Origin of the sequence: Bradyrhizobium manausense (assembly GCF_018130615.1) — a bacterium.
Taxonomy (GTDB): domain Bacteria; phylum Pseudomonadota; class Alphaproteobacteria; order Rhizobiales; family Xanthobacteraceae; genus Bradyrhizobium; species Bradyrhizobium manausense_A.
The window spans coordinates 386267-401335 of the sequence record NZ_JAFCKB010000005.1; the positions used below are offsets into that span (position 1 = coordinate 386267).

General features: G+C 62.9%; 13 protein-coding genes. 8 read left to right on the forward strand and 5 right to left on the reverse strand.

The features are described 5' to 3' along the window. Positions 1-109: 109 nt before the first annotated feature. The 4 genes from JQ587_RS13055 to JQ587_RS13070 all read left to right on the forward strand — a co-directional run bounded on the left by JQ587_RS13055 (position 110) and on the right by JQ587_RS13070 (position 5862). Entirely contained in the window at positions 110-1483 is a 1374-nt protein-coding gene (locus JQ587_RS13055) for a hypothetical protein (RefSeq protein ID WP_212425533.1), read from the forward strand. A 231-nt stretch (positions 1484-1714) separates the two neighbouring features. Beyond that, entirely contained in the window at positions 1715-3781 is a 2067-nt protein-coding gene (locus JQ587_RS13060; RefSeq protein ID WP_212425534.1) for an alkaline phosphatase family protein, read from the forward strand. Between the two features lie 87 nt (positions 3782-3868). Next, a complete protein-coding gene (locus tag JQ587_RS37030; RefSeq protein WP_212425535.1) occupies positions 3869-5434 on the forward strand; it encodes a tetratricopeptide repeat-containing sulfotransferase family protein in 1566 nt (521 codons plus the stop codon). A 2-nt stretch (positions 5435-5436) separates the two neighbouring features. Continuing rightward, a complete protein-coding gene (locus tag JQ587_RS13070; RefSeq protein ID WP_212425536.1) occupies positions 5437-5862 on the forward strand; it encodes a hypothetical protein in 426 nt (141 codons plus the stop codon). Positions 5863-5880: 18 nt separating this feature from the next. On the opposite strand, the gene dctA is transcribed toward JQ587_RS13070, so the two are convergent. After that, entirely contained in the window at positions 5881-7200 is a 1320-nt protein-coding gene (gene dctA, locus JQ587_RS13075; RefSeq protein ID WP_212425537.1) for a C4-dicarboxylate transporter DctA, read from the reverse strand. 261 nt (positions 7201-7461) lie between these two features. On the opposite strand from dctA, the gene JQ587_RS13080 reads away from it, so the two are divergent. The 3 genes from JQ587_RS13080 to JQ587_RS13090 are packed head-to-tail and all read left to right on the forward strand — an operon-like array spanning position 7462 to position 11419. Then, complete coding sequence (locus JQ587_RS13080) at positions 7462-8136, forward strand: TetR/AcrR family transcriptional regulator (protein ID WP_212425538.1); 675 nt, start codon at positions 7462-7464, stop codon at positions 8134-8136. 13 nt (positions 8137-8149) lie between these two features. Continuing rightward, on the forward strand, positions 8150-10015 hold the full coding sequence (locus JQ587_RS13085; RefSeq protein WP_212425539.1) for an adenine deaminase: 1866 nt from the start codon (positions 8150-8152) through the stop codon (positions 10013-10015). 12 nt (positions 10016-10027) lie between these two features. Further along, positions 10028-11419 carry an NCS2 family permease gene (locus JQ587_RS13090; RefSeq protein WP_212425540.1) on the forward strand — a complete coding sequence of 464 codons (1392 nt, stop codon included), beginning with the start codon at positions 10028-10030 and terminating at the stop codon, positions 11417-11419. Positions 11420-11427: 8 nt separating this feature from the next. Here the strand turns inward: JQ587_RS13090 and JQ587_RS13095 are convergent, their stop codons facing one another. Beyond that, positions 11428-11649, reverse strand: a complete 222-nt coding sequence (locus tag JQ587_RS13095; protein WP_212301399.1) for a helix-turn-helix domain-containing protein — start codon at positions 11647-11649, stop codon at positions 11428-11430. Between the two features lie 370 nt (positions 11650-12019). On the opposite strand from JQ587_RS13095, the gene JQ587_RS13100 reads away from it, so the two are divergent. After that, positions 12020-12202: a hypothetical protein gene (locus JQ587_RS13100; RefSeq protein ID WP_212301398.1), complete on the forward strand. Its 183-nt coding sequence runs from the start codon at positions 12020-12022 to the stop codon at positions 12200-12202. A gap of 21 nt (positions 12203-12223) precedes the next feature. Here JQ587_RS13100 and JQ587_RS13105 read toward each other — a convergent pair whose 3' ends face one another. The 3 genes from JQ587_RS13105 to JQ587_RS13115 form a co-directional block, all read right to left on the reverse strand. Further along, positions 12224-13603: a vWA domain-containing protein gene (locus JQ587_RS13105; protein ID WP_212301397.1), complete on the reverse strand. Its 1380-nt coding sequence runs from the start codon at positions 13601-13603 to the stop codon at positions 12224-12226. 5 nt (positions 13604-13608) lie between these two features. Further along, positions 13609-14556, reverse strand: coding sequence for an AAA family ATPase (locus JQ587_RS13110; protein WP_212301396.1), 948 nt, complete (start codon positions 14554-14556; stop codon positions 13609-13611). A 140-nt stretch (positions 14557-14696) separates the two neighbouring features. Next, positions 14697-14897, reverse strand: a complete 201-nt coding sequence (locus JQ587_RS13115) for a hypothetical protein (RefSeq protein ID WP_212301395.1) — start codon at positions 14895-14897, stop codon at positions 14697-14699. Positions 14898-15069 lie beyond the last annotated feature (172 nt).

Here is a 15069-nt window from a genome sequence, read left to right on the forward strand (position 1 = left end):
GCGCGGAGCGAGCTGGCTGCCTGCGACCGCACGTCATCGGGGTGAGATACGAATCGGACATGCTTGAAGTGGTGACCGCGATCGCCGGGTCACGAGACACCAGGCGCGTATGAACAGCGATATTTCCTTGCCGTCACATCATGAAAATCGGTTTTACCAGGGCATGGTTGCGACCCTTGTCGCGAATGCTCTGCAGGCGGTCAATTTTCTCGGCGATCGGTTCCTGAGGAAGTCGCATCATTCATTGTCGGTCATCGAGGATCTCTATCGGCACGCAATGGACAGCGCCTTTTCGGCGACCGAGGCTTTTCTCGTCACGGGCGCACCGCACGCGTCCGCTTATTACCCGCGGGATTTTGCCTGGTTTTATCCCGATGTTCTCGATCCGGAGACCATCATGGATGCGCAGGATGCGGTGCGTCGGGCCCGCCTGCTCGAAAAGAGCGTTCGCCTGTTGCTCGAGGCAGTTCGCGCCGACGTCGTCACGACGACCATCGTCCCGGCGGGGCGCGGTCGCTACCTCGGAGTGAACTATTTCTCGCGCCCCTCGGACACGCTGCTCGGCATTCTGGCCGGCCTCCAGCAGATGATCTCTGCGGAGGAACGGGCGTCGTCCTATCTGGCGATGTCGCAATGCGCGCGTGCCGGCCGCCTGTTGCTGGCCGAATATGGCGCCGATCTGAACCGCGCGATCCTGAAGCTCGCGAGCGACCTCGAGCCGTTCGAGGCTGACGGCACCCGATATTTGCTGTGCGACGCCAGTGGGCCGCGCTCTGCGGCAACCGACACGCGCGCGGAGCGCAGACGTTTTGTCACCAATGCCTGTGTGTACACGACCTTCGTGTGGGGCGTAGAGCTAGGTGCGGTCGACGAGAGCGAGCTGAAGCGGCGGCTCGGGCGCGATCTGGCGCAGTACAAGAAGGATCTGTTCCGCGTGTTCGGCCGGGAGGGCTATATCAGGCATTCGCTGGATAGCACGGCGGGCGCGCCGGCATCTTTGGTCGCGCTGGATTTCGTCAGCGTGCATCGTGGCTTCTGGGATCTGAACGATGCGAGCGAGCGTGCGCTGTTTGCTGCTACGACGGATCTGATCATCTCCGAGCCGCGCTTCCGCATCCCCAACACATTCCACTTCTTCGTCTCCGCCCGTAATCCGCGGAACAAGATGATCCACAAGATTGCGGCGCCCGCTTACCAGGGACGCTCCTCCTGGCCGACCTTCAACGTCGAGTTCGCTGACCGCATGCTGGACTTCGACGAGTTCGCGGGTAGCGAGAAATACCGCGCTTGTGCGCAAGCGATCTTGAAGGACATTCGCACCGCGACCGAGGTCCACGGTGGCTATCAGGAATTGATCTCCGAGCAGGGGCTGAAATATCGCACCTGGGCGTATCAGGGTGCGGTGGCCCACTCCTGGTTCCCGCGTTTCCTGTCGGTCTGGAGGAGGGCGTACGGAACGCCCTTGGTCCACTGGAACGATTAAGCCGCGATCTTCCCGCGGCCGGCCGCATCGGAACGTCAGGCCGAATCCGCAGCAAGCCGTTGATCGCAGTCGAGAAGCGCCCGCTGCTTGCGACAATAGGTCTCTGCTCGCTGTCATAATCTCGTAACCGAAGTGACACGGCGTAGCAGCACGTCTGACAAGCGCGCCTCTTAACCTGACATGCGTTGAAACAATTTCTCTGCATTCAGGAAATGAACGGAGGGGTGCACAATGCTTTCAAAAACGACACGGCGTCTGCGTGACCGTACCGTGGTGACGGCCGCGATCCTGTCACTGATGGGACATGACGTTTATGCGATGGACAATGTACTCGGCGGTAGCAACAAGAATGGCGACCGCACCGAGAGCCCAATCAAACATGTGATCGTCATTCTCGGCGAAAACCGCACCTTCGACCACGTCTTCGCCACCTATGAGCCGCGGCACCCGGGCGAACGCGTCGACAATCTGCTCTCCAAGGGCATCATCACCAGGGACGGTCAGCCCGGTCCGAATTACGCCAGGGCCACGCAGTTCTCCACTGTCGTCAACAATACCTACTCGATGAATCCGACGCCTAAGACGCCGTATAACCACACGACCAACAAGGTGCAGACGCCCGGCACCTCCTATGCGCCGCAAACCTGCTACACCTCCGTCGATCAGGCTGCGCTCAATGGCCCGGGATGTCTCGCCACGCTCCAACTCGCGCAGCAAGGGGATTACGGTCTGAAGCAGCAGGATTTGCCACTGCTGACGACCGGTGCGACCGGCCTGCCGGGCAATTCGCCCGACACGCGCATCCTGGACGCCGACAACCTGCCGAACGGTCCCTATCCCCTCGTGACCCTGGCGCAGGGCGGCGAAACTCCGTCCAGCCTCTACAAGACCTATGGCGGCAGCCCGGTGCACCGCTTCTACCAGATGTGGCAGCAGCTCGACTGCGACGTCGCCAAGGCGACACATCACAATCCAAGCGGCTGCCAGGCCGATCTCTTCACCTTTGTGGAACAGAGTGTCTCGTCGGGCGGCAATGGCAATCCGACCCCGCACGCGCTGAAGGAAGGCGCCATCGCGCTCGGCTTCTATAACGTCGCCAAGGGCGATGCGCCCTATCTGACCGAGCTTGCGCGCAAATACACGCTCAACGACAACTTCCATCAGAGCGTGATGGGCGGCACTTTCGCCAATCACATGATGATCGGCTACGCCGACGCGCTCTATTATGCCGACGACAAGGGCGATCCTGCCAAGCCCGACTACGTGCTCGTGCCTGGTTCCAACCCGCCGCAATATGTCAACGAGATCGAAAATCCCAACCCGGCGCCTGGTACCAACAACTGGTATCTCAACGACGGTTATGGCGGCGGCAGCTATTCGAACTGCTCGGATCCCAGCCAGCCGGGCGTGGGTCCGATCGTTACCTATCTCAACGCGATCCATGTTTCGCCGCGCTGTGCGCCGAACGCCTATTATCTGCTGAACAACTACGTTCCGGCCTTTATCGGCAGCGGTGCGACTGACCCGATCAACAATGGCCCGTTCACTCTGCCGCCGGTCATCAAGCAGCGGCATATCGGCGATGCGCTGACCCAGGCCGATGTCTCCTGGGCCTATTTCGGCGAGCGCTGGAATGACTTCAAGACGGCCCCCGGAGAAGGTACTAACTTCGGCGCGCTGGACCCGGTCGCCTATCTCTACTGCAATATCTGCAACCCGTTCCTGTTCTCCGCTTCGGTCATGACCCATGCGGCGCAGCGCGATGCGCACATGAAGGACACGCTCGATCTCTATGACGCCATCGCCAATGGCAATCTCCCCGCCGTGTCGTTCGCCAAGCCGAGCACCTTCAACGACGGTCATCCGGCCTCGTCCCGTGTCGACCTCTTCGAGGCCTTCACCAGGAAGATCGTCGATCAGGTGAAGTCCAACAAGGAGCTGTGGAAGTCGACCGCGATCGTCATCACCATGGACGAGGGCGGCGGTTACTACGACTCCGGCTATGTCCAGCCGGTCGACTTCTTCGGCGACGGCACGCGTATCCCGCTTCTCGTCGTCTCGAAATACTCGCGCGGCGGTCATGTGTCGCATGAATATGGTGACCACGTCTCGATCACCAAGTTCATCGAACGCAACTGGCGCCTCAAGCCACTCGGGCCCAAGACGCGTGACGCCTTACCGAATCCGATTGCGTCTGACGACAATCCCTACGTTCCCGTCAATCGGCCCGCGATCGGCGATCTCTTCGGCAACTTCAACTTCGCCGATCGTCACGACGACGATAACGATCAGGACTGACCGGGGCCGATAGCTTGATCAGTATGACCCGGCGGCTGCCCAGCCGCCGGGCCAATCCCGTCTCAACCGTTGCAGGGAGCCATACGCGTGGAAGCCACAGGACGGTACGCCGCCAGCGCTGCTTCGATCGAGGCGGCGCGCCGTGCCTTTGCAAGCGGCGATCTGAGCTCCACCGAGACGATCTGCGCAAAGGTGCTCGCAGGCAATTCGACGGATTGGCGCGCCTGGGCACTTCTGACGGAGACCGCGCTGATGCGTGATCGCCTGGATGCGGCAGCGGTAAGCGCGGAACGCGCCGTCGCTTTCGCTCCGACCAACCCGATTGCGCTGGTGTTGCGTGCGAAATGCCTGTTCGTGACGGGGGAGGCGCGCCAGGCCAGTGCAGCGACGGAAGCGGCGGCCAGGCATGCCGGTGAGGAGCCGGACGCGCTCGACGCAGTTGGCGCCATGTTTGGCCTGCTCGGGCTGCAACAGCAGGCGAGGGAGCTTTTTCGCCGCGCTGTCGCCCTGAAGCCCGGCGTTCCGCAGTATCTGTTCAATCTGGCCGCCGCCGAGCGGATGATCGGCGCACTCGGCGACGCGGAAGTGCATTGCGATGCGGCGATTGCATGCGACCGTCGCTACGGATTGGCCCACTACCTGCGTTCGGACCTGCGAATCCAGAGCAGCGACCACAACCATCTCGACGAGATGGAGGCCGTGATCGCCGAAGGACGTTTGTCGGCGCCGAGCGAAATTATGCTGCGCTTTGCGCTCGCCAAGGAGTGCGAGGATCTGGAGCGTTGGGACCGCGCTTTCGCGCACGTCGAGGCCGGCTGTAACTTGCAACGTCGGTCGCTACCGCGCGATCCCGCCGCCGAGATCGGCGCCGTCGATGCGATCATCCAGGCGCACACGCGATGTTGGATCGAAGCTGCGCCGCGTGGCTACGTCAATGCCGCGCCAGTCTTCGTCACCGGCCTGCCACGCACCGGTACCACACTGGTGGAGCGGATTATCGCGAGCCACTCGGCGATGCATTCGATAGGCGAGACCAGCGCGTTCGCTGCAGAGGTGCGCCGCAGCATGGCGGAACGTCCAAGGGGACGCGACCTCGAGGATATTGGCAGGCGCTACCTTGATCGGGCCACGGCGCTCCGCGTGCCGGACAATGTCCGCTTCGTCGACAAGACATTAGAAAATTACCTTTATTGCGGCCTCATCCACGCGGCGCTGCCTTCGGCGAAGGTAATCCTCGTTCAAAGGCATCCGATGGATGCGTGCTGGGCGATCTACAAGGCGCACTTCCGCAACAAGTTCACCTTCTCATATGATCAAACCCAGCTTGCGGATTACTATCTCGCTTATCGCCGCCTGACGCGGCACTGGCGCGCCGAGTTGCCGTCGGACGTTCTCATGGAGGTCAACTACGAGGACGTTGTTCGGGATCAGGCTGCGGTGAGCCGGGACATCATCCGGTTTCTGGGGCTTCCCTGGGAAGATGGTGTGATGCGTTTTCACGAAAGCCCGGCACCATCGGCGACTGCCAGCGCCGTTCAAGTGCGCCGCCCGATCTACGCATCCTCGGTCGGGAAATGGCGCCACCATGCCGAGCGATTAGGGCCGCTCCGCGAACGCTTGGCGCGCGAAATTCCGGAGGCGGAACTGGTATGACAATGCGTCAGCTACTCTTGCTTCCCGTGATCGTGTCTGCCATCGTTCTGGCCTCTGGTCGAACTGCGTCGTCCGAGGTGAAGGTCGCAGGCCGGTCGGATGCGGTCCATCTCGAGGTGCACGAGGCCTCTCTCCATGACGTGTTGGCCGCGCTGCAAGAGCGGTTCAATCTGCGCTATCGCACGGTCGGCGCGCTCGAGGTGCAGATGACGGGCGTCTTCGATGGACCGCTGCGGCGCGTGGTCGCCCGACTCCTCAGCGGCCATGATTATGCGATGCAGGTCACCGCCGACGGCGTCGACGTCCTAGTGCTGGCATCGCAGGGCCCAAGCGCGACCGTTGTCGCTGCGGTAACGCCTGCAAGCGCTGCTCGGCCGCCGCTCACGGCGGCCGAGCTTAAGCACTACGAAAGCGGACACCTGCGCTAGCGGCGGGACGAGCCCGCCTCAGCCCGCGGTCACATCCACCAACTCGCCACCTTCGAGAATCTTGGCCGCCTTGGCGCGGTCAAGATCGCCTTCCCAGGCGGCGACCACCACGGTCGCCACGCAATTGCCGATGAGATTGCCGACGGCACGGGCCATGCCGATGAACCAGTCGACCGACAGCACGAGCACGAGGCCGATCGCCGGAATGCTCGGCACCGCGTTCAGCGTCGCGGCCAGGATCACGATCGCCGAGCCCGGCACGCCGTGCGCGCCCTTCGAGGTGATCAGCGAGACTCCCAGCACCAGCAGCAGATCACCGAGGGACAGCGGCGTATTGGTGGCCTGCGCGATGAACACGACGGCGAGCGTGAGGTAGATCGAGAAGGCGTCGAGGTTGAAGGAATAGCCGGTCGGAATGACGAGGCCGACGACGGAGTCCTTCACGCCCATGCGCTCGAGCTTCTTCATGATCTGCGGCAGCACGGCGTCGGACGAAGCGGTCGCGAGCACGATGGTCAATTCCTCACGTAGGTAGGCGAGGAATTTCAGGATGTTGATTCCGGCGAGCGCCATCACGCCGCCGAGCACGCCCAGCACGAAGATGCCGACCGAGGCATAGAACAGCATGACCAGAGAGACGAGCTGCTTCAGTGAGCCGACGCCATATTTGCCGACGGTATAGGCGACCGCGCCCAGCACGCCGAGCGGGGCGACCCGCACCACCAGGCCCATGACGCGGAACAGCACCATGGAGGCCGCATCGATCATCGACGTGACAAGCGCGCCTTTTTCGCCGCCGACCAGCGCCAGGCCGACACCGAACAGGACCGCGAAGAACAACACCTGGAGCACGTCGTTCCGCGACAGAGCGTCGAACGAAGTGGTCGGGATCACGTTCATCAGGAAGGCGCCGATGCCACCACCTGACAGCTTGTGGGCATTGTCAGCGTAGCTGCTGAGCGCCTTGGCATCGAGCGTCGAGGGATCGATGTTCATGCCGTGGCCGGGGCCGAAGAGGTAGGCGAGCAGCAGGCCCACCACGAGCGCGACCGTCGTCATGACTTCGAAATACAGCAATGCCTTGACGCCGACCCGGCCGACCTTCTTGAGATCGCCGGCACCGGCAATGCCGTGGACGACAACGCAGAACACGATCGGTGCCACGATCATCGAGATCAGCTTGAGGAAGGCGTCGCTGAGGATCTTGAGGCTGATGGCAAAGTCCGGAGCGGCTACGCCGAGGACGATGCCAAGCATCAGCGCGGCCAGGACCTGGACGAACAGCGAGGCGTAAAGCGGTTTTGGCTCGGCGGCGGGTGCCGCGGCGATGGTCGACATGGTGGATTCCCCGGTTTGACGCGATTTGGACGTCAAAAGGAGCAACAACCGTGCCAGATTGTCGCGATGTCCGCAGCGGATGGTCCATTCCGCCGCTTTCGCCGTGCTGTCGAACCTGCGCGTCGGCGTCAGGAAACCGCGAGGGCGCGATCGGTCGTTCAGGACCGCCAGCCCCTGAAGCGCCCCCGACGCCCATTGTGGCGGCGCGCTGCCTCAAGTCTCGGCTTGACCCTCCAATCCGCCCGATGTCAGACTTATGACATGAGTACAGCAAAACGACAGATCGCCAGCCTTCGTGACGAGTATGCCGAGATGACGCGGCAGCGCATCGTTGCGGCGTTTGTCGAGGCTCTGGAGGATGAAGCTGTCGACGACATTTCCATGGCGGCGGTGGCCAAGCGCGCGAAGGTGGCTGAGCGGACCATCTACCGGCACTTCAAGACCCGCGCGGAGCTGTTCGCGGCGGCCGGCGAATGGATCGAGGACAACGTCTTCAGCTATATTCCCTTCACTTCGCCCGACGAACTGCCCGAGATTTTCCGTAAGCTGTGCAAGCGGTTCGACCGTCATCCGCATCTGGCGCGCGCCATTGCGATGACGCGGGCAGGGCGCCGGGTGCGCGCCGGCTTCCGGCGGCACCTGATCGACCAGCATCGCAAGGCGATGGCACCGCTGGTGCGACATCTCCCCGCCAAGGACGTCCGCCAGGCGGAGGCACTCGCGTCCTATCTCAACAACGTGCTGGCCTGGAATGCGATGCGCGAGGATTTTGGCATGACCAGCAGCGAGATCGCCGATGCCATCGAGTGGGCGCTCACGACCCTTCTGAAAGACGTTCGGCAGCGCGATGCCGCCGCCGCGCGCAGCGGCAGGGCCGGTCAAAAGGCCGGCAAGACGCCGCGGAAGCGGACCGCGGCTGCGAAAGCACCAGCATAGAGTGAGGCAGACCATGAATGCGAGACCCGACGATCTCTTGATCAACGCGCCCGACGAGGTTCGCATTCGCCAGGACCTGGTGCTGACGGCGCTCGGTCGCCGCCCGGCAGATCGCGCCTTGCGGGTCGGCAGGTTGCTCGACGTGCACAGCCGCACCTGGAGCGGGGATCAGGAGATCGTTTTCAAGGGCCGGCGTATTGCGTGGGTGGGGCCAGCCGGAAGCTATCCCGGCGAGATCCGCGAGCGCGTGCACCGGCCGGATCTCGCGGCCGTCCCCGGCTTTGGCGAGGTGCACAAGCATATCGAAAGCTCGCACCTGACGCCGGAATGGGAGGCGGCGCTGGTGCTGCCGCATGGCAATACCTGGACCTGCGAGGCAAGCCACGAGTTCTCCAATGTCGATGGTGCACGCAATCTCGAATTCTGGTTCGAGGCACGCAAACGCGGCTCGCCGCTCAAGATCTTTCCGCAGCCCGGCTCGGCGGTGCCGCCGACCGCGTATGAATGGGGCGGCGGCTGGTATGGCCGCGACGAGCAGGCGCGCTTCATGAGCGAAAGCCTGATGGTCACCGGCCTCGACGAGGTCATGGACTGGCCGGCGGTGTGGAATCCCGACAACCCGTCCTATAAGCGGCTCTGGGGAATGATCGAGGCCACGTTCGCGGCGCGCGGCGTCGTCGAGGGGCATGCCTCGGGCTTGCGGGATCTGCCTTCCATCAACGCCTTTGCCGCAGCCGGGCTTGCATCCGACCATGAAGTGCAGACCCCGGAGGAGACCTGGGACAAGCTCACGCGCGGCCTGTTCGTCGAGCTGCGCGTCTATGCCATGGACGAGATCGTCAAATGGTTGCTTGCGAAGGGTTTGCAGGACTGGTCGCAGATCGCGTTCACCACGGATGACCGAAGTGCCAGTCATACGCTGGAGCTCGGCGCCAGCGATCACAATGCGCGGGTCGCGATCGCGGCCGGCTTAACGCCTGAAATCGCCATCCAGTGTCTCACCATCAATCCGGCGCGGCACATGCGGCTCACGCCGTTCGTGGGCAGCCTGTCTCCCGGGCGCTTCGGCGATGTCGTGCTGCTGTCGGATGTTGCCAAGCTCGAGATCGCGGAGGTGTGGGCCGACGGCGCGCAGGTCTCCGATGGCAAGCGTTATCTCGGCGAGGTGCCGGCGATCGCATGGCCGGAGTGGGCGACCAGGACGGTCAACATCAAGCGCACGATCAAGCCTGAGGATTTCGAGCTGCGGGCCGAGCCTGGCCGGGCCACGATGAAAGCGGCGGTGATCCGCCCTTTCCATTGGCATCCCGAGTTCTACACGCTCGAATTGCCGGTGCGCGACGGTGCCGTGCAGCGTGACGAGAGCGAGGCCATCACCAAATTTGCCATCGTCGACCGCTTTTCCGGCGATGGGCATGTTGCAAAGATGTTCTGGCGCGGTTGCGGACCGCGCACGCCGGAGACGGCGGTCGCCTGCTCGGTGGCGCACGACAAGCACAATATCTGGGTGGTCGGCTCGTCCGACGCGGCGATGGCAAAGGCGGTGAACGCGCTGATCGAACTTCAGGGCGGATGGGCGCTGGTGCGCGAGGGCGAGCTCGTCGCCACCGTGCGCTTCGAGATCGGCGGGCTGATGAGCTGTCGCTCGGCGCAAGCGCTCGATGCCGACATGCAGGCGCTCTACGCGGAGGGACGCAAGGTCGACTGGATGTATGAGCCGACGTTCCGGCCGCGCTGGTATCCGGGATTTCCGGAGCGGCTGATGTTTGCGACGCTGACTTGCGCGCCGTGGAGCTGGGTGCTGGTAGCGCCGTGCGAGCAGGCACCGCTCGGTTTCATCAATGTGCAGACCGGCGAAGCGCACCCGGTGGTCTGGTAGGGGAGAACTGGGATGGACGAGATGACGAAGCCGCAGGCCGCTTCCGCAGAGCCGGCGCCGCGCGCTGTGGCCGGACCGCTCGATCGCTTCTTTGGCCTCACCGAGCGGGGCACGAGCGTCGGCCGCGAGGTGATGGCCGGAGCGACCACGTTCGCAGCGATGGCCTATATCATCGCCGTGAACCCGGCCATCATGTCCAATGCCGGAATGGATCGCGCCGATCTCGTCAGCGCCACGGCGCTCGCCGCGATCTTCGGCTCGGTGATGATGGGGCTTTGGGCCAATCTCCCGCTCGCGGTTGCGCCCGCGATGGGGTCGAATGTCATCTTCACCTATGTCATCGTCAAGCAGATGGGCATGCCTTGGCAGGGTGCGCTTGCCATGGTTGCTTTGACGGGCGTGCTGTTCCTGATCCTCAGCCTGTCGAAGCTGCGCGAGAAAGTTGCGAAGGACGTACCGGAAGCGCTGAAGATCGGCATTCAAGCGGCAGTCGGAACCCTCATCGTCTTCATCGCGCTGCGCGGCGCCGGATTCGTCATCCAGAATCCGTCGACCTACATCGCCATGGGATCCCTGCGAAGCCCGGCGGTGCTGTTGACGCTGTTCGGCCTCCTGCTCACGCCGGTGCTGGTGGCGCGCCGGGTGCCGGCGGCGCTGATCCTGTCGATCGCGTTGTTGACCCTGATCGGCTTTTTCGTTCCCGGCGCCAATGGTAAGATGGTGACATCGATGCCATCGGCCATCCTGTCGTGGCCGCGCTGGCCGACCAGCACCTTCATGGCGCTCGACGTCGGCTATCTCTTCAGCCATTTCGTCGTGGCGTTGCCGCTGCTGTTCTATTTCCTCTGCGCCGAATTCTTTTCGACCCTGGGCACGCTGATTGGCGTCACGGGTGCGGCCAATCTGCGCAAACCCGACGGCTCGATCCCGAACGCCACCGCCGCATTTGCGACCGATGCGACGGCGTCCATCGTCGGTCCGCTGCTCGGCACGTCGGTCGTGACGGCCTATATCGAATCCATCACCGGCGTACAGGCCGGAGGGCGCACCGGCCTGACCTCGGTGACGGTGGCGGCGTTCTTCTGCCTCGCTCTGTTCTTCTGGCCGATCTTCGTCATCATCCCGCCGCAAGCCACCGCCCCCGCGCTGGTGCTCGTCGGCGTGCTGATGATGCAGGGTCTCGCTCGCATCGACATGACCGATCTCGTCAATGCGGTTCCGATCGTGCTGACGCTGCTGGTCACCGTGCTGACCAACAACCTTATCAACGGGATGGCCCTGGGCACGCTGAGCTACGTCGCTCTGGAAGTGGCGGTCGGCCGGCGGTCGCAGATTCCGGCGATGGTGTGGGGGCTTGGCGTCGTGTTCATCGCCTACGCGATCGTGATCGCGCAGATATTTTGACGCAAGTGTTACGCCGCGAGATCCAGTAGCCGACACGATCCGCGCACCAGCGCCTTGCGTCCCATCGGCGTCATCGCTGGCACGCCGTCAGCGATGACGACGAGACCAAGCTTGACGAGGCTGTCGACCAGATAGGCCTTCGAAAGACGACTGTTCGTGAGAGGGTTACGAAGCGTACGCAAAGCAGCCCATTGATCCGGCGAAAGATCGAAGTCGAAATCGTCGTTCATGTTGCCTCGAGCGATAGTCACGTTCGCGCGCCCCTGTTAGCGGCGCTGCATGAAGACCATGCGACGACAATGAGTCGGGAATTCGGTGAGTTGTCGAGAACGTCTCTTCACGAATTACCGCAGTCTGTTGCGCCACAATAGTTAAGATCGCATGGAGGGGATTATCGTCCGGATCGCTGATCACTAATTGATGATGTTCATTTGATGTTGCGCTGCGACAGCCGCAGTGCATGGAAAGCGCTGCTGTCTCATTCTGCGTCGCGATATGCACAGAACGCGATATGCACACAGAATTGGTGAGACGCTGGGTTCGTGACTCTGCTAGGCTGATTCTTGAGGAATGGCTTCACACGACAAGGAGTGTGAGTGCATGAACAGGCTGGTGGAAATTCGCTGTCAGGAATCCCTGTGCCGGGAGCGGGCCGCGCGCGATTTTGAGCGTCGGGTGTTCTGGCTCGCGCAGGCCCAGGAATGGGAACAGCGTGCGCTCGACGAAATTGCCTATCACTTTCGCGAGTGCAACGTCGCTCACGCGGAGCTTGCGCGAAACTGACGTTCGCTGCCAGTCCGAGACCTACTGATATGTCGCAACGATATCGGACACTGCGCGCTCGAGCTGCTGCGCGGTGGCGCATTGCCGCACCACGCTGCAAAAGGTCGCATAGCGCGGCATCTCTGAATCGCCAAAGCCCCAAGCGAGCCGTCCTTCGGGATTGAGCCAGACCAGCCGTTTCGAGCGTTCGGAGATTCGGCGCAGAATATCTGCGCGCGGATCGAGATTGTTGCTGCGGGCGTCGCCGAGCACGATCACCGTGGTCTGCGGTGTCAGCGTGCTCATGAAATCGTGCTCGAAATCGACCAGGGAAGACCCGTAGTCGGACGAGCCGAAGCCGACCTTGGACATGATTTCGGCCATCGCCTCTTCGGGCGGCTTCTTTTCCAGGACCTCGCTGACCTCGATCAGATGGGACGAGAATGCAAAGGAGCGGACGTCGTCGACGACCTCATGCAGCGAGTGGATCAGGAGCAGGAAGAAATCAGAAACCTGCGCGACCGAACCGGAGACGTCGCACAGTGCCACGATCTTCGGCCGGTCGCGGTGCTTGCGCCTCCATGCGGTGAGGAAGGGGACGCCGCCCCAGGCGGCGTTGCGGCGCAGCGTACGGCGGACGTCGAGATGACCACGGCGCTGGCGCTTGCGCGGCTTCGAATAGCGCTCACGCAGGCGGCGCGCGATCTGGCGGATGAGAGCGCGCATCTCCGCGACTTGGCGCCGCTCGATGCGAGCCAGCGGTGCGTTGCGCAGGATTTCGTTGCGGAGGTTTTCGGCCTCCTCTCGGGCATAAAGCGCTAGTCCCTGAGAGACGGTGTCACGGACCGCTTCGCGTAGGGCGTCGAGCGCGGCGCGCAGGCGCTCGGCCAGCGACGGGTTCGTCGCGGTGAGCTCATCGAGATCGTCGCGCAGGCGCTGGAGGCCCATGGCGTCGAGGATGCGGCTGGAGAAGATGCCGCGTTGGGTTGAATAGCGAATGTCGGACAGGGAGGCTGCACCGGAGGCGCTGGCGATCGCGGCTGAGATCGCGTTGCGATCCTGCGAGAGCAGCATCTGCGCTAGCGAGCCTAGCCCCTCGGGAGGCTGGCCTTCGCCGGGTTCGCTGACCGAGCCGGATGATGGCGACTGATCCGGGCTCGGTGAAGCGTCGTCTTCGTTGTTCGCCTCAGGCTGATCCTGGCGCGGCTCCGGCTGGCTGAAGAACAAGTCAAAGCAGTCACCAAGCGCGAGCTTCTCGTCCTGCGACTTGGCGAGCGTCAGGAGCAGCGCGTCGCGCAGAATGGCGCGGTCGGTGATGCCGACCTGCGCGACTGCACGCATCGCATCGATGCTCTCGGCTGGCGAGACATGGACGCCTGCGCCCCGCGCCGCCCGAAAGAAACGATGAAGGTTCTCGCGCATCGGCGTCAACCGAAGACGTTGGACCGTGCCGCCTTGGCAATGAAGGTCGTTATCTGCGGCGTCGCGGCTTCGATATCGGCCTCGTATTTCAGGAGCACGTTGAGGGTGTCCTTGACGATCTCGGTGTCGAGCTCGGAAGCCTGGAGCAGCACCAGCACGCGCGCCCAGTCGATGGTTTCGCTGACCGAGGGCAGCTTCTTCAGGTCGAGCGAGCGGATCTCGTGAATGAAGCCGACCATCTGTCGACGCAACGTTTGCGAGATGCCGGGCACGCGGCTTTCGACGATGCGCTCTTCAAGGCGCTGCTCGGGGAAGCCGATATGCAGATGCAGGCAGCGCCGCTTCAGGGCGTCGCCGAGATCGCGTTCGCTGTTGGAGGTGAGGATCACCGTCGGCGGCGTGATCGCGGAGACGGTGCCGAGCTCGGGAATCGTGACCTGGAAGTCGGAGAGGATTTCCAGCAGCAACGATTCGAATTCGGCATCCGACTTGTCGATTTCGTCGATCAGCAGCACGCAGCCGCCCGGCTGCTCCAGCGCCTGGAGCAGCGGCCGCGGCTCGACGAATTCCTTGGAGAAAAACACGTCGCCGAAATCGTGGAGCTGGTCGAGGGCTGCGTGCAGCGTCTGCGCGCCGCCAAGGACTTCGCCGAGCTTGTCCTTGAGAATCTGCGTGTAGAGCAGCTGCTTGGCGTATTTCCACTCATAGAGCGCCTTGGCCTCGTCGAGGCCTTCGTAGCATTGCAGGCGGATCATCTTCTTGCCGCGCCAGGCGGCGATCGCCTTGGCAAGCTCGGTCTTGCCGACGCCCGCGGGGCCCTCGACCAGGATCGGCTTTTCGATCTGTTGCGACAAATAGACTGCGGTCGCGATCTGCCGGCTCGCGATATAGCCCTGCGCGGCGAGGCCGCTCTCCACTGCCTCGATCGAGGTCGAGGCCTTCTGTTCAGCCACGAAACGGCGCTCCCAAAGGTCTTGCTTAGGGCTTGTTCTGCCTGCGTTGCCGGCAAAGAACAAGTCTCGTTTGGGACGGGCCTGATCCGCACGAGCGATCGTTTTTCCGCTCCGCGCAAATACTAACGGCGGCCGATCGGTCAGTGCTGCAGCAGCTCCGGCTTGCGGATGGTCTGCCTGACCTCGGCGCCGCAATCGGCGCATTCGTAGACGAAGTCGATCTTGGCAAGGCTCCAGTGCGGCTCGACCTCGCGCACATACATCGGCAGGAACCCCATGCATGTCGGGCAAATCACAGGCGCGATTTCGATGTGCTGATGATGCTGTACATAAGCTGGCATCTCGGCTCTCCTTCGCAGGCGACCACCAAACCCCGCGCGAAAGCTACTGCTGGTCGCAGCAGATGCCGTCATCAACTCTTTCGAACAGAGACGGAACGGAGAGGGTTTGTCGTTCGCTGTGACATTCTTGTTACGTCTTCTACGCTGGAACGGGCGGATTAAATGCCTATTT